The following is a 19,269-nucleotide window of genomic DNA, read 5'->3' on the forward strand; positions in this document are numbered from 1 at the left end:
GCGCCAGGAAGAGCGAGGAAGCGCGAGAAAGCGCGAGGAGAGGCGGGGTGAACCGCCTCAGCGGCGGGCCGTGCGGCGCAGATGGTGCCGTACGGCCCGCTGCGCGACCGGACCCAGTTCCTCCAGCGCCGCCACCAGCACGCCGAGCTGCTCCAGCGCGTCCAGCGCCGACGCCGCGCCCGCCGCGTCCACCCCTTCGTACAGCTCGATCCCGACGAACGACGCCGCCACCGCGCGGGCCAGGCCCGCCGGGTCGGTGAACTCGCCGAACGGCGTCCCGGCCAGCACCCGGGTCAGGACCCGCTCGATCTCGTCGATCCACAGCTGGAGGCCGCCCGCCGTGGCGGGGCCCAGGGCGGCGTGGGTCTGCGCGCCGGCGAGGAGCTGGCCGAGGAGCGCGACATGGCCGCCGACCCGCTCCTCCTCGTGGATCGCGCGGCCCAGCGCCAGCAGCCCCGACAGGGACGTGACCTGGGCGAGCCGGTCGCGGTAGCGGGCGACGGCCTGCTCGGCGCCGTACCGGCAGGCCGCCGCGAGCAGTTCGTCGACCGAGCCGAAGTGGTAGAAGACGAGCGCCTGGTTCACCCCCGCGGCCGCCGCGACCGTGCGCGCCGACGTCTTGGCGATGCCCTGCTCGGTGAGGGTGCGCAGAGCGCCCTCCAGCAGCTTGGTCTTCGTCTCCTGCGCCTTGGCGGTGTCGGGGCTCACGCGCGGGACTCCTCACGGACGGGGCGCAGCCCGGGGCGTACGCCACAGGCGCGGATGTCGCTGTACGTCACCGTGAAGGCGCCCTCGTAGCCGAAGAGCGGGCCGAAGCGCTCGTTGACCACGCGGACCCGGACGCGGAACACGCCGGCCGTGTCGTCGTAGGACTCGCGGACCTCGGCGGTCGCGCCGATCAGGGCGGGCACGCGGACGTCCACCGGGCCCTCGCGGAAGCGGTGCTCGCCGGAGCGGATCAGCAGGGAGCCGTCGGGTTCGGCACTCGGGTGCAGTTCGCTGGCGAGGTGCTGGTGGGTGCCCAGGTAGTCGAGGACGCGGTCGCCCCCGGGGCCGAGCACCATCTGGGCGTCGAAGCGGCGGGGGCGGCCGGGCAGCCGAAAGGTGCGCACGAAGCTGACCGTCTCCCGGCCGAAGGTGTCGGTGTAGGGCACGTTCTCGATGGTGAAGGGCACGTTCCGGCCGGTGCGCGGGACGAGGATGTTGCGGGTGGCGCCGAGGGCCAGGAACGGTCTGACGAACGTGCCGCCGTGCCAGATCCGGCTCATGACGCCCCGGCCGGTGCAGGCCTCGCCGCTGGTGAGGCCGACGGAGAAGCGGCGCTGCAGCCGCGGGTGCAGACGGTCGAAGCCGGCGCCCATGACCGTACGGAAGATCGAGGTCATCGGGGGTTCTCCAGGGTGCTCAGCAGGCGGGGCGCACGCGCGCGGGTCGGCGGGGTGCGCAGGCAGCGGCGGGCGGCCGGGGTGCAGGACAGGGGCTGCTTGAACAGGGCGAGGCAGATCGCGACCGCCAGCAGCAGGGGGCACAGGTAGGCCGTCGACGCCGCGAACGGGCCCAGCAGGCGCGCCGCCGAGCCGAGGCCGAGGCCGGTCGCGGCGACGGTGACGACCACCGCGCGGACGGTCAGTTCCGCCAGCCAGTTCCCGAGCGCCCGCTCGGGGGTGATGCCGTGCTCCAGCCAGAGGCGGAGCCGGTCGAAGGACCAGGCCGTGGCCCAGCCCATGAGGGGGCGCAGGACCCAGCGGTCGGCGAGCGCGCCGAAGGCGCCCCAGCGGGGCCGGTAGTCGTAGCCGGTGAGGAAGCGGACGGCGTCGCCGTCCGGCACGTACCGCCAGTAGCCGCTGCCCTCGGCGAGCAGCGAGAGCGGGTGGGGGGAGGCGAAGCGCAGCGCGGAGGTGCGGGTGCCGTCGGGGCGCTCCCGCTCGCCGGCCGAGACGCCGGTGCCGGCGATCGTCAGGAACGGCAGCACGCGCGTGGCGTACCGGAAGCGCTGCGGTTCGCCCTCCGCGCGCGGGAGGTGGTCGATCTCGGTGAAGCGCAGGTCCCAGCGCTGGTGCTGGGAGGGCTCCTGGGTGCGGGCCCACAGGTCGTCTAGGTCGGTTCTGATCCGTGCCTCTATGTAGAGCCCCATCCCGGTTCCCCCAGTCCGTATGCGTGTTTGAGCGTTCGCTCAAACACCTGGGCAGGACGGTAGCACTGTTTTGAGCGAGTGCTCAAAGAGAAGTCCGCGGACCGGTCGGAGACCGAAAGGCGAGACGGAGCTGACCGGCATATGACCGGCCGGTAGGCTCTGATGACGTGCCGAAGCCCCTCAGCCTTCCTTTCGACCCCATCGCGCGCGCCGACGAACTGTGGAAGCAGCGCTGGGGCAACGTGCCGTCCATGGCCGCGATCACCTCGATCATGCGGGCGCACCAGATCCTGCTCGCCGAGGTCGACGCGGTGGTCAAGCCGTACGGGCTGACCTTCGCGCGGTACGAGGCGCTGGTGCTGCTCACCTTCTCCAAGGCCGGCGAACTGCCGATGTCCAAGATCGGCGAACGCCTCATGGTCCACCCGACGTCCGTGACGAACACCGTGGACCGCCTGGTGAAGTCCGGTCTCGTCGCCAAGCGCCCCAACCCCAACGACGGCCGCGGCACCCTCGCCTCCATCACCGACAAGGGCCGCGAGGTCGTCGAGTCCGCCACCCGCGACCTCATGGCCATGGACTTCGGCCTGGGCGTCTACGACGCCGAGGAGTGCGCGGAGATCTTCGCGATGCTGCGCCCGCTGCGGGTGGCCGCCCACGACTTCGACGAGGGCTGACCCCGGCCAAGATCTCCCGGAACGCCTGGTTACGCTCGTACGCATGAAAAAGAGCGTGCTGACGCGCTACCGCGTCATGGCCTACGTCACCGGTGTGCTGCTCGTCCTGCTGACCTTCGGCATGATCGGCAAGTACGGGCTCAAGAGCGACGGCGCGGCGGACTTCACCCAGGTCGTCAGCATCGCCCACGGCTGGCTGTACGTGGTCTACCTGATCTTCGCCTTCGATCTGGGCTCCAAGGCCAAGTGGCCGTTCGGCAAGCAGGCGTGGGTGCTGCTGGCCGGAACCATTCCCACCGCCGCCTTCTTCGTCGAGCGGAAGATCAGCCGCGAGCTGGAGGGCAAGGTCGCCGAGGACTCGCCGGCGGCCGCCAAGGCGTAGGCACACAGCCGTACGGACGCGTACGGCTGTCAGCCATCGACATTTACTAGGACGTCCTAGTAAATTCGAAGTATGGACGCTGACGCCATCGAGGAGGGTCGCCGACGCTGGCAGGCCCGGTACGACGCCGCGCGCAAGCGCGACGCGGATTTCACCACGCTCTCCGGAGACCCCGTGGAGCCGGTGTACGGTCCCCGGCCGGGGGACGTCTACCAGGGCTTCGAGCGGATCGGCTGGCCCGGGGAGTTCCCCTTCACGCGCGGCCTGTATCCGACCGGGTACCGGGGGCGGACGTGGACCATCCGGCAGTTCGCCGGGTTCGGGAACGCCGAGCAGACCAACGAGCGGTACAAGATGATCCTCGCCGCCGGCGGCGGCGGGCTGTCCGTGGCCTTCGACATGCCGACGCTGATGGGCCGCGACTCCGACGACCCGCGCTCGCTCGGCGAGGTCGGGCACTGCGGGGTGGCCATCGACTCGGCGGCCGACATGGACGTGCTGTTCCGGGACATCCCGCTCGGGGACGTCACCACCTCGATGACCATCAGCGGGCCCGCCGTGCCCGTCTTCTGCATGTACCTGGTGGCGGCCGAGCGGCAGGGCGTGGACATCTCCCGCCTCAACGGCACGCTCCAGACGGACATCTTCAAGGAGTACATCGCCCAGAAGGAGTGGCTCTTCCAGCCCGAGCCCCATCTGCGCCTCATCGGCGACCTGATGGAGTACACGAGCGCCAACATCCCCGCCTACAAGCCGCTCTCCGTCTCCGGCTACCACATCCGTGAGGCGGGCGCGACGGCCGCGCAGGAGCTGGCGTACACCCTGGCCGACGGCTTCGGGTACGTGGAGCTGGGGCTCTCGCGCGGGCTCGACGTCGACGTCTTCGCGCCCGGACTGTCCTTCTTCTTCGACGCGCACGTCGACTTCTTCGAGGAGATCGCCAAGTTCCGCGCCGCGCGCCGCATCTGGGCGCGCTGGATGCGCGACGTCTACGGCGCGAAGAGCGAGAAGGCGCAGTGGCTGCGCTTCCACACCCAGACCGCCGGCGTCTCGCTGACCGCGCAGCAGCCGTACAACAACGTGGTCCGTACGGCCGTCGAGGCCCTGGCGGCGGTGCTCGGCGGGACCAACTCGCTGCACACCAACGCCCTCGACGAGACCCTCGCCCTGCCGAGCGAGCAGGCCGCGGAGATCGCGCTGCGCACCCAGCAGGTGCTGATGGAGGAGACCGGCGTCGCCAACGTCGCCGACCCGCTGGGCGGCTCCTGGTACGTCGAGCAGCTCACCGACCGCATCGAGGCCGACGCCGAGAAGATCTTCGAGCAGATCAAGGAGCGCGGTCTGCGGGCCCACCCCGACGGCAAGCACCCGATCGGGCCCATGACCTCCGGCATCCTGCGCGGCATCGAGGACGGCTGGTTCACCGGGGAGATCGCCGAGTCCGCCTTCCGCTACCAGCAGGCCCTGGAGAAGGGCGACAAGAAGGTCGTGGGCGTCAACGCCCACACCGGCTCGGTCACCGGCGACCTGGAGATCCTGCGGGTCAGCCACGAGGTGGAGCGCGAGCAGGTGCGCGTCCTCGGCGCGCGCCGTGCCGAACGCGACGAAACCCGGGTGCGCGCCGCGCTCGACGGCATGCTCGCCGCCGCCCGCGACGGCTCCAACATGATCGAGCCGATGCTGGAGGCGGTGCGCGCCGAGGCGACGCTCGGGGAGATCTGCGGAGTCCTCAGGGACGAGTGGGGCGTGTACACCGAGCCCGCAGGCTTCTGAGCCGGACCGGGCCTTCGGGACCCGGTGAACCAGGGGGCGGGTGCCGTCGCGCCCGCCCCCCTGGCGCGTCCTGCGCGGGTCACCCGCGAGCGGCCCTCCAGGCCGACGGGGCTCAGGCCGACAGCCCCTGGAGCAGCAGCCGGGTGAAGCTGCGGACCCAGGCCTCGTCCACCGGCTCCGCGCTGACCAGTTCCCGGTGCACCACCGCGCCCGCCACCACGTCGAAGATGAGGTCGGCGGTGCGGGCCGCCTCCTCGGGGTCCGTCTCCGGAGGCAGTTCGCCGCGGTGCTGCGCGCGGGCGCGGCCCTCCAGGACCAGCCGCTTCTGGCGCTCCACGATCGAGGTGCGGATCCGTTCCCGCAGCGCGGCGTCACGCGTGGACTCGGCCAGTACCGCCATCAGGCCGCTCTTCGCCTCCGGCCGCGCCAGGATCGCGGCGAACTGGAGGACCACGCCCTCGATGTCGGCGGCGAGCGTGCCCCGGTCGGGCAGGCGCAGTTCGTCGAACAGTTCCGCCACCGCGTCGACGACCAGCTCGTTCTTGCCCGCCCAGCGGCGATACAGCGTCGTCTTCGCAACCCCGGCGCGTGTCGCGACGTCTCCCAGGGTGAGTTTCGACCAGCCGAGTTCCACCAGGGCCGCCCGGGTCGCGGCCAGGATGGCGGCGTCGGCGGCGGCGCTGCGCGGACGTCCGGCGCGGCCGGCGGGGGTGCGGCTCTGCATGGCGTCGACCATATCCGGCCGTTCACCAGCGCTTCATGCGCACAGTGAGCCAGATCACCGGTGCGGGGTGTCCCTCGGCGCCCGCCTGGCATTACGCTACGACTCGTAGCGAAAGCGTGTGCGTCCGAGTGATCGGTCGCGGCACACCTGAGCGATGACCACATGGCGTGGGGTGGGGACCCGGCGCCGGCTTTTGACACCGCTTTTCACACACGCGCGGGAACGGGGGAGGATAGACGCATGCAGCCACGGAACATGTCCATGAGCGGCGTCGTCGACCTCGCCGCGGTCAAGGCGGCCCAGGAGGCCAAGGCGAAGGCCGAGCAGGCGCGCGCCCAAGCGGCCCGCCAGGGCGGGGGCGGGGCCGTCTCCCCGGCCGATCTCGTCATCGACGTCGACGAGGCCACCTTCGAACGCGACGTCCTCCAGCGCTCCACCGAAGTCCCGGTCGTCATCGACTTCTGGGCCGAGTGGTGCCAGCCCTGCAAGCAGCTGAGCCCGGTGCTGGAGCGGCTGGCCGTCGAGTACAACGGGCGTTTCGTCCTCGCCAAGATCGACGTCGACGCCAACCAGATGCTGATGCAGCAGTTCGGGATCCAGGGCATCCCGGCCGTCTTCGCGGTCGTCGCGGGACAGGCGCTGCCGCTCTTCCAGGGGGCCTCTCCCGAGCCGCAGATCCGGCAGGTCCTCGACCAGCTGGTCACCGTCGCCGAGCAGCGCTTCGGTCTGACCGGTCTCACCGTCGACCCGGAGGCGCAGCCGGGTGCCGCCGAGCCGCCCGCGCAGCCGGCCGGCCCGCACGAGAGCGCGCTGAACGCGGCCGCGCAGGCGCTGGACGCGGGCGACCTGGGCGGGGCCGTCCAGGCGTACAAGAACGTGCTCGCCGACGACCCGGCCAACCCGGAGGCCAAGCTCGGCCTCGCGCAGGCCGAGTTGCTCCAGCGAGTGCAGGGCATGGACCCGCAGCGGGTGCGCAAGGACGCCGCCGACAAGCCGGCCGACGTCCAGGCGCAGATCGCCGCGGCCGACCTCGATCTGGTCGGCGGACATGTCGAGGACGCGTTCGGGCGGCTCATCGAGACCGTCGGGCGCACCGCCGGTGACGACCGGGACGCGGCCCGGGTGCGGCTGCTGGAGCTGTTCGAGGTCGTCGGGGCCGACGACCCGCGGGTGACCGCGGCCCGCAGGGCGCTGGCACGGGCTCTCTTCTAGCCCTTTTACGGCCCTTTCCAGCCGTGTTCCGCCCGGGACACGGCTGCCCTCGTGGCACCGATGCGGCCGCGTTTTGCCAAAACTTGGCAAACGTGGCCGCTGTTACTGCCAGTAAGTCGGGGGCGGGTTTCTGTCGGATTCCATCCCGACATTCCTTCTTTGTCCTCCCCACCGGGTGCACCCAGCGTCGCCGAGCGAGACCGGCAGGTCGTTGTTCGGTTATCCGGCCGTTACTAGCGAGTAACGAACCCCCTTGTGCGGGCGGCGAGAATGCACCACGATCGGCCACGCTCGGTCCATTGCCCGGACCCCGACAGCCGGTCGGGTCACGGGACTTCCTGGGTCCCCACCGAGCAGAGCCGACGCCCGACGGCGCCGGCTCTTGGACAGGGGGGTCTTCGCCAGCGGGCGAAGCCTGTCCGGCAGGGTTGTGCGTGATGCGTGTCAGGCGCGACCAGTGGTTGTCGCTCGGGGGTGATCGCCGGTGATTCGGGCGCGGTACGCGCCGCCGAGTGCGGGCGCTCTCCTTCCCGAGGACGTAGCACTTCTCCCATCCCTGCCCCGCTGAGCCGCCGTTGGGGGCCAGTCCGGGTCAGGAGATGTACGTCCGAGAAGGAGGAAATATGGAGTCCCAGGTGCGTGGTGGGACCAGATGGAAGCGGTTCGCCGTGGTCATGGTGCCCAGCGTGGCCGCCACGGCGGCGATAGGCGTCGCCCTCGCTCAGGGTGCTCTCGCCGCGTCGTTCAGCGTTTCCGGACAGTCTTTCAAGGTCACGACCGAGCGTCTCGACGGCACGGGCTTCGTGCAGTACGGCGCTCTCGACGAGGGCTACACGCTCGACGGCAAGAAGACGGTTCACCCCGTCGCCGTCTCGGCGTTCAAGTCCGCGACCATCAAGAGCCTGTGCCAGTCGGTCGTCACGCCGAACATCCCGGTGCTCGGCAACGTCAGCCTGATACTGCGGGCCGGCCAGGGTGACACCCCGGTCCAGGCCGAGAACCTGTACATCGACGTCGCCGAGCTGGAAGGCGACGCCGTCTTCCGGGGCATCGACATCGGTGTCGCCGCCAAGGACGCCTCCAAGGGTCCGGGCATGAAGGGCGGCAAGGAGCAGTCGAACCCGTACGGCTTCTCGCAGCAGGCCGATTCGGTCACCCTCACCGACGTGAAGCAGACGGCGTGGGCGACCACCGCCGGAACCTTCAAGCTCAGCGGCCTGAAGATGTCGCTGTCGACGGGTGTCAAGGAGTGCTACTAAGCACTCGCTGACGGGCGGGGGAGCCGGTGGCCTCCCCGCCCGTCAACTCTCCGACTCTGCATTCGCAGTACCACTCACCACGGCAACGCCGTTCCAGGGAGCTGTTTTCCATGAGCGCCGAGACTCCTGCCGCGCCCGGCACCGACGAGCACTACCTCCGGGTCTTTCGGCGGAACTTCCGCGCCTGGCGGGGCACCCGGCCGTTCTGGGCCGGCCTGTTCGTCATGCTCGGCGGACTCCCCATCGCCTACTTCCCGTACGCAAACCTCCGGCTCGGCCATCTCACGCTCGCGATGGCCACCACGGCGGGTGCCGGATCCCTGATCATCGGCGTGCTGCTCGTCGTCCTGGGCATCAGCCTCTGGTTCCAGAAGCACGTCCGGGTCTTCGCGGGCGTCGCCGCGATCCTGCTGGCGCTGGTGTCCATCCCCGTCTCCAACCTCGGCGGCTTCCTCATCGGCTTCCTGTTCGCCCTCATCGGCGGCGCGATGGCGGTGTCCTGGGCCGAGGACGCGCCGCCCGCGCAGCCGCCGGCGGACGCCAAGGGAGCGGCCATCGCCCCGATGGGCACGGCCACGCAGGCCCCGGTCACGGACACGGGCACGGTGGGTGCAACCGACGACCTGTCGGGATCGAGCCCCGGCAACGAGGCGAACGGGAGGCACAGTGCCGGCTGACGAGGGGACCCACGGGACTGAGGTGGACACGTCCCGGGTGAGAACCGGGCCGCGCCACGCGGCACCCAAGAAGCCGTTGTTCACCAGGTTCCACATGCCGGCCGGCAAGGCGATAGCCCTCGCGGCGATGCCCACCGCGGTCCTGATGGGGATGGGGTTCACACCGAAGCTCGCCCTCGCCGAGGACCAGCAGCCGGCGTCGCGCAGCCTGACGGCCGACGAGTACAAGGAGTGCGTGGCCGCCCTGGAGGACGCCGGGAAGGGCGAGACCGCCACGCCCACGCCGTCGCCGTCCGCCTCGGCCGGCGCGAGCGAGAGCCCGTCGGACGGCGGCGCCGAGCCGAGCCCGTCGGCGACGTCCGGCTCCGGTTCCGGCTCCGGCGACTCGGGCTCCGGCAATTCCGGTGCGGGTGACGGAAATTCGGCGGATTCAGGTTCCGCCGACGAGCCGGGCCCCGCGCCGACCGCTTCCGCCTCCGCCGGGGCGCCGGCGACCAAGGAGCCGCAGAACGCCCCCACGCCCTCGCCCACCGAGACGCAGAAGGGCGTGCTGGAGACCATCGGCGACACCGTCACCGGAGTCGTGGACGGCGTGGTCGACGGTGTCACCGGCGGCGCGGAGGAGTCCGCGAGCCCCGTCCCGTCCCCGTCCGCCCCGGCGAGCCCGGAGCCGAGCACGGGAGCGGGCCCGGGAGGGGACTCCGGCAGCGGCGCCGAGGACCCGGCCGGGGACGGCGCCGGCCAGGACACCGGCGGCGGGCAGGACACCGCCGAGGGTGCCGGGGACACGGCGTCCGAGGCGCCCGGGGCGGTTCCGGAGGCCACCGAGTCCGCCGGCGAGGCGACGGCCACCCCGTCGCCGTCGGCGAGCCCGAGCACGGACGCCGACGACTGCCCGGTCGCCACCGACGCGCAGGGCGGCGTCGACAACGCCGTGCCGCTGCCCGACGACCCGTGGTTCCTGGACGCCAGCTCGCTGACGCTGAAGGGCGCCGACTACAAGGGCATCGTCGAGGTGCGCACGGCCAACGGCACGGTCAAGAAGGTGCTGAAGTACGTCATATCCGACGGCACCGACATCGGCGACCTGCACCAGACGGTGAAGGACGACCTGACCGGCAGGACCTACCACGTGCAGGCGGCCAAGGGCTCGACGTCCACCATCCGCGACGGCGAGACGATCATGTACACCGAGCGCATCTCCGGCAATCTGCTGGGGCTGATCCCGGTGACGTTCGACCCGGAGCACCCGCCGCCGCTGAACATCCCGCTCATCTACTTCACGAAGGTGAAGGTGCAGCAGGCCGGTCAGTTCGGCGGCACCCTGCACGTCCCCGGGCTGCGTCAGTACGTGACCGACTGACCGCTGTCCGCCGACCGCTGTCCGCCCCGCAGGCCCGTCCGGGAGCCGCACAGCACCGAGGGCGCCCCCTGTCGCAGGGGGCGCCCTCGGTGTCGTACGCGCGAAGGACGGCGTGAGTCCAGGACGACGAGCGTCCAGGGCGACGTGCGTCAGACCGCCTGGGGGGTCAGGCGCGGTCGCCCTCGCCCAGGTGGTGCACCCGGACCATGTTGGTGGTGCCGGGGACGCCGGGCGGGGAGCCGGCGGTGATGACCATGATGTCGCCCGGGTTGAAGCGGTTGAGCTTCACAACCTCCTGGTCGACCAGGTCGACCATCTCGTCGGTGCTGTTCACGAACGGCACGACGTAGGAGTCCACGCCCCAGCTGAGCGCCAGCTGGTTGCGGGTGGACTCGTCGGTGGTGAAGGCGAGGATCGGCTGGGACGCGCGGTAGCGGCACAGCCGGCGGGCGGTGTCACCGGACTTGGTGAACGCCACCAGGCCCTTGCCGCCCAGGAAGTCGGCGATCTCGCAGGCGGCGCGGGCCACCGAACCGCCCTGCGTGCGCGGCTTCTTGCCCGGCACCAGCGGCTGCAGGCCCTTGGAGAGCAGCTCCTCCTCGGCCGCCTGGACGATCTTCGACATCGTCTTGACCGTCTCGATCGGGTACGCGCCCACGCTCGACTCGGCGGACAGCATGACCGCGTCGGCGCCGTCCAGGATCGCGTTGGCCACGTCGGAGGCCTCGGCGCGGGTCGGACGGGAGTTGGTGATCATCGACTCCATCATCTGGGTCGCCACGATCACCGGCTTGGCGTTGCGGCGGCACAGCTCGATCAGCCGCTTCTGCACCATCGGGACCTTTTCGAGGGGGTACTCGACGGCCAGGTCGCCGCGCGCGACCATCACACCGTCGAACGCCATGACGACGTCCTCCATGTTGTCCACCGCCTGCGGCTTCTCCACCTTGGCGATGACGGGGACGCGACGGCCCTCCTCGTCCATGACCCGGTGGACGTCGGCGACGTCCTTGGCGTCCCGGACGAAGGACAGGGCGACCAGGTCGCAGCCCATGCGCAGCGCGAACCGCAGGTCCTCGACGTCCTTCTCGGACAGCGCGGGCACGTTGACGGCCGCGCCGGGCAGGTTGATGCCCTTGTGGTCGGAGATGACGCCGCCCTCGATGACGATCGTCTTCACCCGGGAGCCGTCGACCTCGGTGACCTTCAGCTCGACGTTGCCGTCGTTGATCAGGATCGGGTCGCCCTTGGACACGTCGCCGGGCAGGCCCTTGTAGGTCGTGCCGCAGATCGTCTTGTCGCCCGGGACGTCCTCGGTGGTGATGGTGAACTCGTCACCACGCACCAGCTCGACCGGGCCCTCGGCGAAGGTCGCGAGCCGGATCTTCGGGCCCTGGAGGTCGGCGAGGACACCGATGGCCCGGCCGGTCTCCTTGGCCGCGGCCCGGAGTCGGTCGTACCGCCCCTGGTGCTCGGCGTGGGTGCCGTGGCTGAAGTTGAAGCGGGCCACGTTCATGCCGGCTTCGATCAGCGCGACCAGCTGCTCATGGGAGTCGACCGCGGGGCCGAGAGTACAGACGATTTTCGAACGGCGCATGGGGCGATCCTATCGGTTTGTTTCGCTGCGGAATATTCCGGCTGGCGGAAAATACAAAAGGGCGGGATGCCGCTCAGGTGAGATTCGGTGAGCCATTAACCAGCGCATACGTCTGCGTGGCGATCTCCAGTTCCTCGTCGGTCGGGACCACGGCGACCGCGACCCGGGCGCCCGCCGGGGAGATCAGCCGCGGCTGGTCGCCGCGTACGGCGTTCAGCTCCGCGTCGACCGCCAGGCCCAGCTCCTCCAGGCCCGCCACGGCCGCCTCCCGCACCGCTGCCGCGTTCTCGCCGACCCCGGCGGTGAAGGCGACCGCGTCCACCGTGCCGAGCACGGCGTAATAGGCGCCGATGTACTTCTTCAACCGGTGAATGTAGATGTCGAAGGCGAGCCGCGCCTGTTCGTCGCCTTCGTCCACCCGACGGCGGATCTCGCGCATGTCGTTGTCACCGCACAGGCCGATCAGCCCGCTCTTCTTGTTGAGAAGAGTGTCGATCTCGTCCGTGGACATTCCGCCAACTCGCATCAAATGGAAGATGACAGCCGGATCCAGGTCGCCGGAGCGGGTACCCATCACGAGTCCCTCCAAAGGCGTCAGTCCCATGGAGGTGTCCACGCAACGGCCGCCCCGGACGGCGGAGGCGGACGCCCCGTTGCCCAGGTGCAGCACGATGACGTTCACCTCCTCGGGCGCCTTGCCCAGCAGCTTCGCGGTCGTCCGGGAGACGTAGGCGTGCGAGGTGCCGTGGAAGCCGTAGCGGCGGATGCGGTGCTCGTCGGCGGTTTGCACGTCGATCGCGTAGCGGGCGGCCGACTCCGGCATCGTCGTGTGGAAGGCGGTGTCGAAGACGGCGACCTGCGGCAGGTCCGGCCGCAGTGCCATCGCCGTGCGGATACCGGTCAGGTTGGCCGGGTTGTGCAGCGGGGCGACCGGGATCAGCCGCTCGATCTCGGCGAGGACGGTGTCGTCGATGACCGTCGGCTGGGTGAAGTGCTTGCCGCCGTGCACCACCCGGTGGCCTATCGCGGCCAGCTCGGGGGAGTCCAGGCCGAGGCCGTCCTGCGCGAGCTGCTCGGCGACGGCCTTGAGGGCGGTGTCGTGGTCGGGGATCGCGTCCGTCCACTCCCGGCCGGCGCCGCCGGTGTGCAGCGGGGTGTGCTTCAGGCGCGAGGTCTCCTCACCGATGCGCTCGACGAGGCCCACCGCCAGCCGGCTGCTGTCGCGCATGTCGAGCAGCTGGTACTTCACCGACGAGGAGCCGGAGTTGAGGACGAGGACACGGGAGGAACTCACTGCTGGATTGCCTTCTCGATCGGGGACTGGGCCTGGATGGCCGTGATGGCGACGGTGTTGACGATGTCCTGGACGAGGGCGCCCCGGGACAGGTCGTTGACGGGCTTGCGCAGGCCCTGGAGCACCGGGCCGACGGCGATCGCCCCGGCCGAGCGCTGCACGGCCTTGTAGGTGTTGTTGCCTGTATTGAGGTCCGGGAAGATCAGAACCGTTGCCTGCCCGGCGACCTCGGATCCGGGCAGCTTGGTCGCGGCGACCGACGGCTCGACGGCCGCGTCGTACTGGATGGGGCCCTCGATCTTCAGGTCCGGCCGGCGCGAGCGCACCAGCTCGGTCGCCTCGCGCACCTTGTCGACGTCGGCGCCGGAGCCGGACGTGCCCGTGGAGTACGACAGCATCGCGATCCGCGGCTCCACGCCGAACCGGGCGGCCGTCGTCGCCGACTGGATGGCGATGTCGGCGAGCTGCTCGGCGTCCGGGTCCGGGTTGACCGCGCAGTCGCCGTAGACCAGCACCTTGTCGGCGAGGCACATGAAGAAGACGGACGAGACGATCGACGCGTCCGGCTTGGTCTTGATGATCTCGAAGGCGGGCCGGATGGTCGCGGCGGTGGAGTGCACGGACCCCGACACCATGCCGTCGGCGAGACCTTCCTCGACCATCAGGGTGCCGAAGTAGTTCACGTCCGAGACGACGTCGTACGCCAGCTCCGCGGTCACGCCCTTGTGGGCGCGCAGGCCCGCGTACAGCTCGGCGAAGGAGTCCCGCAGCTCGGACCTGGCCGGGTCGATCAGCTGGGAGTCGCCGAGGTCGATGCCGAGGTCGGCGGCCTTCTTGCGGATCTGGTCCACCGGCCCGAGCAGGGTGAGGTCGCAGACACCGCGCCGCAGCAGCACCTCGGCCGCGTGCAGCACCCGCTCCTCGGTGCCCTCCGGGAGGACGACCCGGCGCCTGTCCGCGCGGGCCTGCTCCAGCAGCTTGTGCTCGAACATCATCGGCGTGACGCGGTCACTGCTCGGCGCGGAGACCCGCCTGGTCAGATCGGCGGTGTCGACGTACCGCTCGAACAGGCCGAGCGCGGTCTCCGCCTTGCGCGGGGTGGCCGCGTTCAGCTTGCCCTCCAGGGAGAACAGCTGTTCGGCGGTGGGGAAGCTGTTGCCGGACACCGACAGCACCGGGGTGCCGGGGGCGAGCCGGGCGGCGAGGGTGAGCACGTCGTCGCTCGGCACCTCGTTCAGGGTGAGCAGCACGCCCGCGATCGGCGGGGTGCCGGCGCTGTGCGCGGCCAGCGAGCCGACCACCAGATCCGCGCGGTCACCGGGGGTCACCACCAGGCAGCCCGGCGTCAGGGCGCCCAGGAAGTTCGGCAGCATCGCGCCGCCGAACACGAAGTTCAGCGCGTCGCGGGCGAGCCCCGAGTCGTCGCCGAGCAGCACCCTGGCGCCGAGCGCGTGGGCGATCTGCGAGACGGTCGGCGCGGACAGGGCCGGCTCGTCGGGCAGGACGTAGCAGGGCGCGGGCAGCCGGTCCGCCAGCCGCTCGGCTATGTGATCGCGGTCCACGCGGGCCACCCGGTTGCTGACCATGGCGAGCACGTCGCAGCCCAGGCCGTCGTAGGCGCGGTAGGCGTTGACGGTCTCGGCGACGACCGCCTCGGCGGGCTGCTTGCGGCCGCCCACGACCGGGATCACGGAGGCGCCGAACTCGTTGGCGAGGCGCGCGTTCAGGGACAGCTCGTCGGGGAACTGCGTGTCGGCGTAGTCGGTGCCGAGGACCAGGACGACGTCGTAGTCGCGGGCGACCAGGTGGAAGCGGTCGACGAGGGTGGCGACCAGCTCGTCCGTGCCGCGCTCGGCCTGCAGCGCGGAGGCCTCCTGGTAGTCCATGCCGTAGACGGTCGCCGGGTCCTGCGACAGCCGGTAGCGGGCGCGCAGCAGGTCGAACAGGCGGTCGGGCCCGTCGTGCACGAGGGGACGGAAGACACCCACCCGGTCGATCTGCCGGGTCAGGAGCTCCATGACCCCCAGCTCGACGACCTGGCGGCCGTCGCCGCGGTCGATACCGGTCACGTACACGCTGCGCGTCACGCGTGCTCTCCGTTCCTTCTCGAGTGGGTCTCGTCTCGGATGGGGTACAAAAATCGCCCACCGAGGTGAGCAGAACCCTCTTGACAATACCTCCGGCGATGGATAAGGCGCCCGTCAAGAACGGTGAGCGGCACCGGGGTGCGGGACGTGGAACAATCGGAAGTGGCTCACCGGTATCAACAGCGAGCAGGAGACACAGCACGATGCGTATCGGAGTCCTCACCGCAGGCGGCGACTGCCCCGGCCTGAACGCAGTGATCCGGTCGGTCGTGCACCGAGCGGTCGACAACTACGGCGACGAGGTCATCGGCTTCGAGGACGGATACGCGGGCCTGCTGGAGCGCCGCTACCGCAGCCTCGACCTCAACGCGGTCAGCGGCATCCTCGCGCGCGGCGGCACCATCCTCGGCTCGTCGCGGCTGGAGCGGGACCGGCTGCGCGAGGCCTGCTCCCGCGCCGGTGACATGGTCGAGGACTTCGGGATCGACGCGCTGATCCCGATCGGCGGCGAGGGCACGCTGACGGCGGCCCGGATGCTGAGCGACGCGGGCCTGCCGGTGGTCGGCGTCCCCAAGACCATCGACAACGACATCTCCTCCACCGACCGCACCTTCGGCTTCGACACGGCCGTGGGCGTGGCCACCGAGGCCATGGACCGCCTCAAGACCACCGCCGAGTCCCACCAGCGCGTGATGGTGGTCGAGGTCATGGGCCGCCACGCCGGCTGGATCGCCCTGGAGTCCGGCATGGCCGCCGGCGCGCACGGCATCTGCCTGCCCGAGCGTCCCTTCGACCCCGCCGACCTGGTCAAGATGGTCGAGGAACGCTTCGCCCGCGGCAAGAAGTTCGCCGTCATCTGCGTCGCCGAGGGCGCCCACCCCGCCGAGGGCACCATGGACTACGGCAAGGGCGCGATCGACCAGTACGGCCACGAGCGCTTCCAGGGCATCGGCACCGCCCTCGCCCACGAACTGGAACGCCGCCTCGGCAAGGAGGCCAAGCCGGTCATCCTCGGCCACGTCCAGCGCGGCGGCACGCCCACGGCGTACGACCGGGTCCTCGCCACCCGTTTCGGCTGGCACGCGGTGGAGGCCGCGCACCAGGGCGAGTTCGGCAAGATGACCGCGCTGCGCGGCAACGACATCGTGATGGTGCCGCTGGCGGAGGCGGTCACGGAGCTGAAGACGGTCCCGAAGGACCGCATGGACGAGGCGGAGTCGGTCTTCTAGACCGCCGCCTCACGTTGCGGCCGGGTGGTTCAGGCCGGGTGGTTCAGGCCGGGCGGTTTCAGGCCGTATGGCGCTGGGCCGTCGTCCAGAAGTACTCCACGATCCGGTCCAGGAACTCCTGCCCCGACACGTCCGAGTCCCGGCCGCCGCCGCCCCAGCTGAGGGTGGCCGCCATGTGCCCCTGGTAGTCCTGGTGCAGCCCCTGAAGGGTGCCCTCCAGGATGTGCTTGTCCAGGGGCACGATCTTGCCCACCGGGCGGACGTACGCCTGCCAGCGCGTGCTCACCGCGCTGCGCAGCAGCTCGGCCAGCTTGGCCTCCCGGCCGGTGACCGAGATCATCGCGGGCAGGTCCAGATCCAGCAGGTCGGCGAGGACGGCCGACTGCCGGTCGTTGCCCCGCCACTCGTCGTGCTCCTCCATCCGCTGGTACGCCAGCAGCTCCAGCCCGGTCGCCCGCGCGACGTCCTCCGGCGCGAGTCCGCGGGCGACGCGGTGCTCCTTCAGCGTCCGCGGGCTGCCTATCAGCTCGCCAGGGGAGCACCACAGCACCCCCGCGAGCGCGGTCAGCTCCGGATTGCTGGGGTTCGCCACCCCGCGCTCCCAGGCGATCACGAGGTCCGGCGTCACGTACGGCAGCCCGTACGACGCGCGCATGCCGTAGGCGACATGCTCGGGCCCCATGCCCAGTGCCGCCCGGAGCCGGCGGGCGGCGAGGGCGTTGAAGGGCGGGGCGGGCTGGTTCGGCTGAGCAGGGGGTCGGCGCACGATGCATCAAGGTACGGGGGTGTGCGATCGGTGACTACGGTCTGTTCGGACACAATCACAGATCGTAGGAACGTACGGTTTTGGCCAGGGGTGGCGATTACTGGTCGGTCACCTCTTGACGGCTGGGGGTGATCTCTTTGGAGGGCTCCCCCAGGGCCTCGGTGCGGGCGAGGGCCTCGGCGGCTTCGACGGGAGACTCTGCGCGGATGAAGGCTCGTGCGGCCTGCAGATAACAGGCGCGGGCATCGGCCGGGCGGTGGGTCATCTGGTATGCGTGTCCCAGGTTGTACATGGTCCGGCCTGCCCCGTACCAGTCCTCGAATTCCTGACAGATCCGTACGGCCCTGGCGAACGACTCGATCGCCTCTTCGACCCGGCCCGTCTTCTGCTGGGCGAGGCCGAGGTTGTTCCACGCGGTGGCCTCGTAGTGGCGGTCTCGGGTGACGTGGAAGAGATTGCGGGCGTGGGTGTGGGCGTCGATGGCCTCGCCGGCCCGCCCGGCCTGTTGGAGGGCGAGGCCAAGGTTGTTCCACGCGCTGGCCTCGTAGTGGCGGTCCTCTACAGCCTGATACAGGTCGCGGGCGCGGGTGTGGGCATCGATCGCCTCGTTCACCCGCCCTCCGTCCAGCAGACTGCAACCCAGGTTGTTCCACGCCGTGGCCTCACGCCGGCGGTCCCGGGTGATCCGGAAGAGCTCGCGGGCGTGGGTGTGGGCGTCGATCGCCTCCTCCACCCGCCCCATCTCCTGCAGGGCGATGCCCAGGTTGTCCCACGCCATGCCCTCGCCGAGCAGATCTCCGGCAGCGTGCGACGCCTCCTGTGCGGCTCGGGAGACGGCGACCAAGTCGTCGAAGTACCGGCGCCAGTGGAGATACCGCCAGAGGCAGAGGGCCAGCCGGACCGCCGTATCCCTGAAACGCTCCTCCCCCGCCCAGAGCGCCGCCGCCACCAGCCCCGCCCTTTCCCTGTCCAGCCACGCCAGCGCCTGCCGACGGTCCGCGAAGCGCTTCGGCTCGGGCCTCCCGGGAAGCCAGCGCAGCCGCTCATCGGCCGCGTCCGCCCACTGGTCGTAGAACCACAGCACCCGCTCCTGAGCCGCCTCTCTTTCCGCCTGGTCCGCCATCCCCGCGCTGAACGTCCGCACCAGGTCGTGAAGCCGCCACCGCAGCCCCGACTCGGACGTCACCAGATGCGTCGCCGCCAGCTCCTCCAGCAGTGACAACGTGGCTTCCACGCTCAGGTGGGCCAGCGCGGCCACCGCCTCCGTGCCGGTGTCCGTGCCGGGTGCGACGGACAGCAGGCGCAGGAGCCGGGCCTGGTCGGGCGGGAGTCGGCGGTACGACGTCTCCAGGACGGGCCGGAGGACGAGGGTGCGGCCGTACACGTCGGTACCCCGGCTGCCCTTGTCCAGGACCACCGTGGGGTCCCCGACCCCCTTGATCTCGGTCACCAGTGAGGCGATGTCCCGGTGGCGGCGCCTGCGCAGCATCGCGGCGGCGATCTGAAGAGCGAGGGGCAAGTGGCCGCAGAGGAAGGTCAGTTCTCGAAGGGCGTCCGGCTCGCGGGACGGACGGTCGTCGCGTTCGTCGGCGTCGTGCAGCGCGCGGGCGACGAGGGCGGCGGACTCCTCGGGATCCAGGGTTTCCAGGTCGATGACCCGTACGGGGAGCGTGTCCGGGCGGTTCCGGGACGTGATGACCACCCGATGGTGGTCCGTGCCGGGGAGCAGCGGGACGTACTGGGACGGGTCCGAGGCGTTGTCCAGGATCAGCAGCGTCCGGTCGCGCCGCTCGGCCAGCAGGGTGCGGTACGCGTCGTACTGGCGGGGCGTCGTGGGTGGGAGGTCCGTGCCCCGTACGCCCATCGCGCCAGCAGGGCCAGCACCGCCTGGTCCGCCGTCACCGGGTTGTCGTCGTAGCCGCGCAGGTCCACGAACAGGAACCCGCCCGGGAACCAGCCCTTTGCGCGGGCCCGGTGCGCCGCCTCCACCGCCAGGGCCGTCTTGCCGATGCCGCCCATGCCCGTGACAGCCGAGATGAGGAGCGGGGTGCCCTCCTCCGAGGCGGGGGCCAGGCGGGGCAGCAGGCGGTCCAGT

The 19,269-nt window shown here is 70.9% G+C and carries 16 protein-coding genes and 1 pseudogene; 8 read left to right on the forward strand and 9 right to left on the reverse strand.

The window, feature by feature from the left end; translation table 11 throughout:
• Positions 1-57: 57 nt before the first annotated feature.
• From G7Z13_RS24275 to G7Z13_RS24285, 3 genes are read right to left on the reverse strand one after another with little or no spacing between them, the layout of a single operon-like run.
• Positions 58-708: a TetR/AcrR family transcriptional regulator gene (locus tag G7Z13_RS24275; protein WP_166002347.1), complete on the reverse strand. Its 651-nt coding sequence runs from the start codon at positions 706-708 to the stop codon at positions 58-60.
• A complete protein-coding gene (locus tag G7Z13_RS24280; protein WP_166002348.1) occupies positions 705-1,385 on the reverse strand; it encodes a DUF4166 domain-containing protein in 681 nt (226 codons plus the stop codon). The genes G7Z13_RS24275 and G7Z13_RS24280 overlap by 4 nt, the downstream gene beginning before the upstream one ends.
• Positions 1,382-2,134, reverse strand: coding sequence for a hypothetical protein (locus G7Z13_RS24285; RefSeq protein ID WP_166002349.1), 753 nt, complete (start codon positions 2,132-2,134; stop codon positions 1,382-1,384). The genes G7Z13_RS24280 and G7Z13_RS24285 overlap by 4 nt, the downstream gene beginning before the upstream one ends.
• Positions 2,135-2,301: 167 nt before the next feature.
• Here G7Z13_RS24285 and G7Z13_RS24290 point away from each other — a divergent pair, with 167 nt between their 5' ends.
• The 3 genes from G7Z13_RS24290 to G7Z13_RS24300 all read left to right on the forward strand — a co-directional run bounded on the left by G7Z13_RS24290 (position 2,302) and on the right by G7Z13_RS24300 (position 4,966).
• On the forward strand, positions 2,302-2,811 hold the full coding sequence (locus tag G7Z13_RS24290; RefSeq protein WP_166002350.1) for a MarR family transcriptional regulator: 510 nt from the start codon (positions 2,302-2,304) through the stop codon (positions 2,809-2,811).
• A gap of 43 nt (positions 2,812-2,854) precedes the next feature.
• Positions 2,855-3,193: a DUF3817 domain-containing protein gene (locus tag G7Z13_RS24295; protein WP_166002351.1), complete on the forward strand. Its 339-nt coding sequence runs from the start codon at positions 2,855-2,857 to the stop codon at positions 3,191-3,193.
• A gap of 72 nt (positions 3,194-3,265) precedes the next feature.
• A complete protein-coding gene (locus tag G7Z13_RS24300; RefSeq protein ID WP_166002352.1) occupies positions 3,266-4,966 on the forward strand; it encodes a methylmalonyl-CoA mutase family protein in 1,701 nt (566 codons plus the stop codon).
• 112 nt (positions 4,967-5,078) lie between these two features.
• Here G7Z13_RS24300 and G7Z13_RS24305 read toward each other — a convergent pair whose 3' ends face one another.
• Positions 5,079-5,690 (reverse strand): TetR/AcrR family transcriptional regulator, encoded by a 612-nt coding sequence (locus G7Z13_RS24305; protein WP_166002353.1) that lies wholly within the window; start codon positions 5,688-5,690, stop codon positions 5,079-5,081.
• Between the two features lie 240 nt (positions 5,691-5,930).
• Between G7Z13_RS24305 and G7Z13_RS24310 the strand changes: the two genes are divergently transcribed.
• The 4 genes from G7Z13_RS24310 to G7Z13_RS24325 all read left to right on the forward strand — a co-directional run bounded on the left by G7Z13_RS24310 (position 5,931) and on the right by G7Z13_RS24325 (position 10,201).
• Positions 5,931-6,902, forward strand: coding sequence for a tetratricopeptide repeat protein (locus tag G7Z13_RS24310; protein WP_166002354.1), 972 nt, complete (start codon positions 5,931-5,933; stop codon positions 6,900-6,902).
• 623 nt (positions 6,903-7,525) lie between these two features.
• Positions 7,526-8,161 (forward strand): DUF6230 family protein, encoded by a 636-nt coding sequence (locus tag G7Z13_RS24315; protein WP_166002355.1) that lies wholly within the window; start codon positions 7,526-7,528, stop codon positions 8,159-8,161.
• 110 nt (positions 8,162-8,271) lie between these two features.
• The gene (locus tag G7Z13_RS24320; RefSeq protein ID WP_166002356.1) at positions 8,272-8,838 is read left to right on the forward strand and encodes a DUF6114 domain-containing protein; all 567 of its coding nucleotides are present in this window, start codon (positions 8,272-8,274) and stop codon (positions 8,836-8,838) included.
• Entirely contained in the window at positions 8,828-10,201 is a 1,374-nt protein-coding gene (locus G7Z13_RS24325) for a hypothetical protein (RefSeq protein ID WP_166002357.1), read from the forward strand. Before G7Z13_RS24320 ends, G7Z13_RS24325 begins: the two co-directional genes overlap by 11 nt.
• Before the next feature lie 166 nt (positions 10,202-10,367).
• Here the strand turns inward: G7Z13_RS24325 and pyk are convergent, their stop codons facing one another.
• The 3 genes from pyk to pta form a co-directional block, all read right to left on the reverse strand.
• Positions 10,368-11,798: a pyruvate kinase gene (gene pyk / locus G7Z13_RS24330; RefSeq protein ID WP_166002358.1), complete on the reverse strand. Its 1,431-nt coding sequence runs from the start codon at positions 11,796-11,798 to the stop codon at positions 10,368-10,370.
• A gap of 73 nt (positions 11,799-11,871) precedes the next feature.
• Positions 11,872-13,092, reverse strand: a complete 1,221-nt coding sequence (locus tag G7Z13_RS24335) for an acetate kinase (protein ID WP_166002359.1) — start codon at positions 13,090-13,092, stop codon at positions 11,872-11,874.
• Positions 13,089-15,179: a phosphate acetyltransferase gene (gene pta, locus G7Z13_RS24340; RefSeq protein WP_166002360.1), complete on the reverse strand. Its 2,091-nt coding sequence runs from the start codon at positions 15,177-15,179 to the stop codon at positions 13,089-13,091. Before pta ends, G7Z13_RS24335 begins: the two co-directional genes overlap by 4 nt.
• A gap of 203 nt (positions 15,180-15,382) precedes the next feature.
• Here pta and G7Z13_RS24345 point away from each other — a divergent pair, with 203 nt between their 5' ends.
• Positions 15,383-16,408 carry an ATP-dependent 6-phosphofructokinase gene (locus G7Z13_RS24345; protein ID WP_166002361.1) on the forward strand — a complete coding sequence of 342 codons (1,026 nt, stop codon included), beginning with the start codon at positions 15,383-15,385 and terminating at the stop codon, positions 16,406-16,408.
• A gap of 58 nt (positions 16,409-16,466) precedes the next feature.
• Here the strand turns inward: G7Z13_RS24345 and G7Z13_RS24350 are convergent, their stop codons facing one another.
• Positions 16,467-17,174, reverse strand: coding sequence for an XRE family transcriptional regulator (locus tag G7Z13_RS24350; protein WP_166002362.1), 708 nt, complete (start codon positions 17,172-17,174; stop codon positions 16,467-16,469).
• A gap of 97 nt (positions 17,175-17,271) precedes the next feature.
• Positions 17,272-19,193, reverse strand: a pseudogene (locus G7Z13_RS24355) (tetratricopeptide repeat protein).
• Positions 19,194-19,269 lie beyond the last annotated feature (76 nt).

The sequence above is a fragment of the Streptomyces sp. JB150 genome (assembly GCF_011193355.1).
In the GTDB taxonomy this organism is placed as follows: domain Bacteria; phylum Actinomycetota; class Actinomycetes; order Streptomycetales; family Streptomycetaceae; genus Streptomyces.

Excerpts from the sequence above, each read along its gene's own strand:
- G7Z13_RS24280 (WP_166002348.1), bottom strand. The coding sequence starts at position 1,385 with ATGACCTCGATCTTCCGTACGGTCATGGGCGCCGGCTTCGACCGTCTG.
- G7Z13_RS24285 (WP_166002349.1), bottom strand. The coding sequence starts at position 2,134 with ATGGGGCTCTACATAGAGGCACGGATCAGAACCGACCTAGACGACCTG.
- G7Z13_RS24295 (WP_166002351.1), top strand. The coding sequence starts at position 2,855 with ATGAAAAAGAGCGTGCTGACGCGCTACCGCGTCATGGCCTACGTCACC.
- G7Z13_RS24300 (WP_166002352.1), top strand. The coding sequence starts at position 3,266 with ATGGACGCTGACGCCATCGAGGAGGGTCGCCGACGCTGGCAGGCCCGG.
- G7Z13_RS24305 (WP_166002353.1), bottom strand. The coding sequence starts at position 5,690 with ATGCAGAGCCGCACCCCCGCCGGCCGCGCCGGACGTCCGCGCAGCGCC.
- G7Z13_RS24310 (WP_166002354.1), top strand. The coding sequence starts at position 5,931 with ATGCAGCCACGGAACATGTCCATGAGCGGCGTCGTCGACCTCGCCGCG.
- G7Z13_RS24315 (WP_166002355.1), top strand. The coding sequence starts at position 7,526 with ATGGAGTCCCAGGTGCGTGGTGGGACCAGATGGAAGCGGTTCGCCGTG.
- G7Z13_RS24320 (WP_166002356.1), top strand. The coding sequence starts at position 8,272 with ATGAGCGCCGAGACTCCTGCCGCGCCCGGCACCGACGAGCACTACCTC.
- pyk (WP_166002358.1), bottom strand. The coding sequence starts at position 11,798 with ATGCGCCGTTCGAAAATCGTCTGTACTCTCGGCCCCGCGGTCGACTCC.
- G7Z13_RS24345 (WP_166002361.1), top strand. The coding sequence starts at position 15,383 with ATGCGTATCGGAGTCCTCACCGCAGGCGGCGACTGCCCCGGCCTGAAC.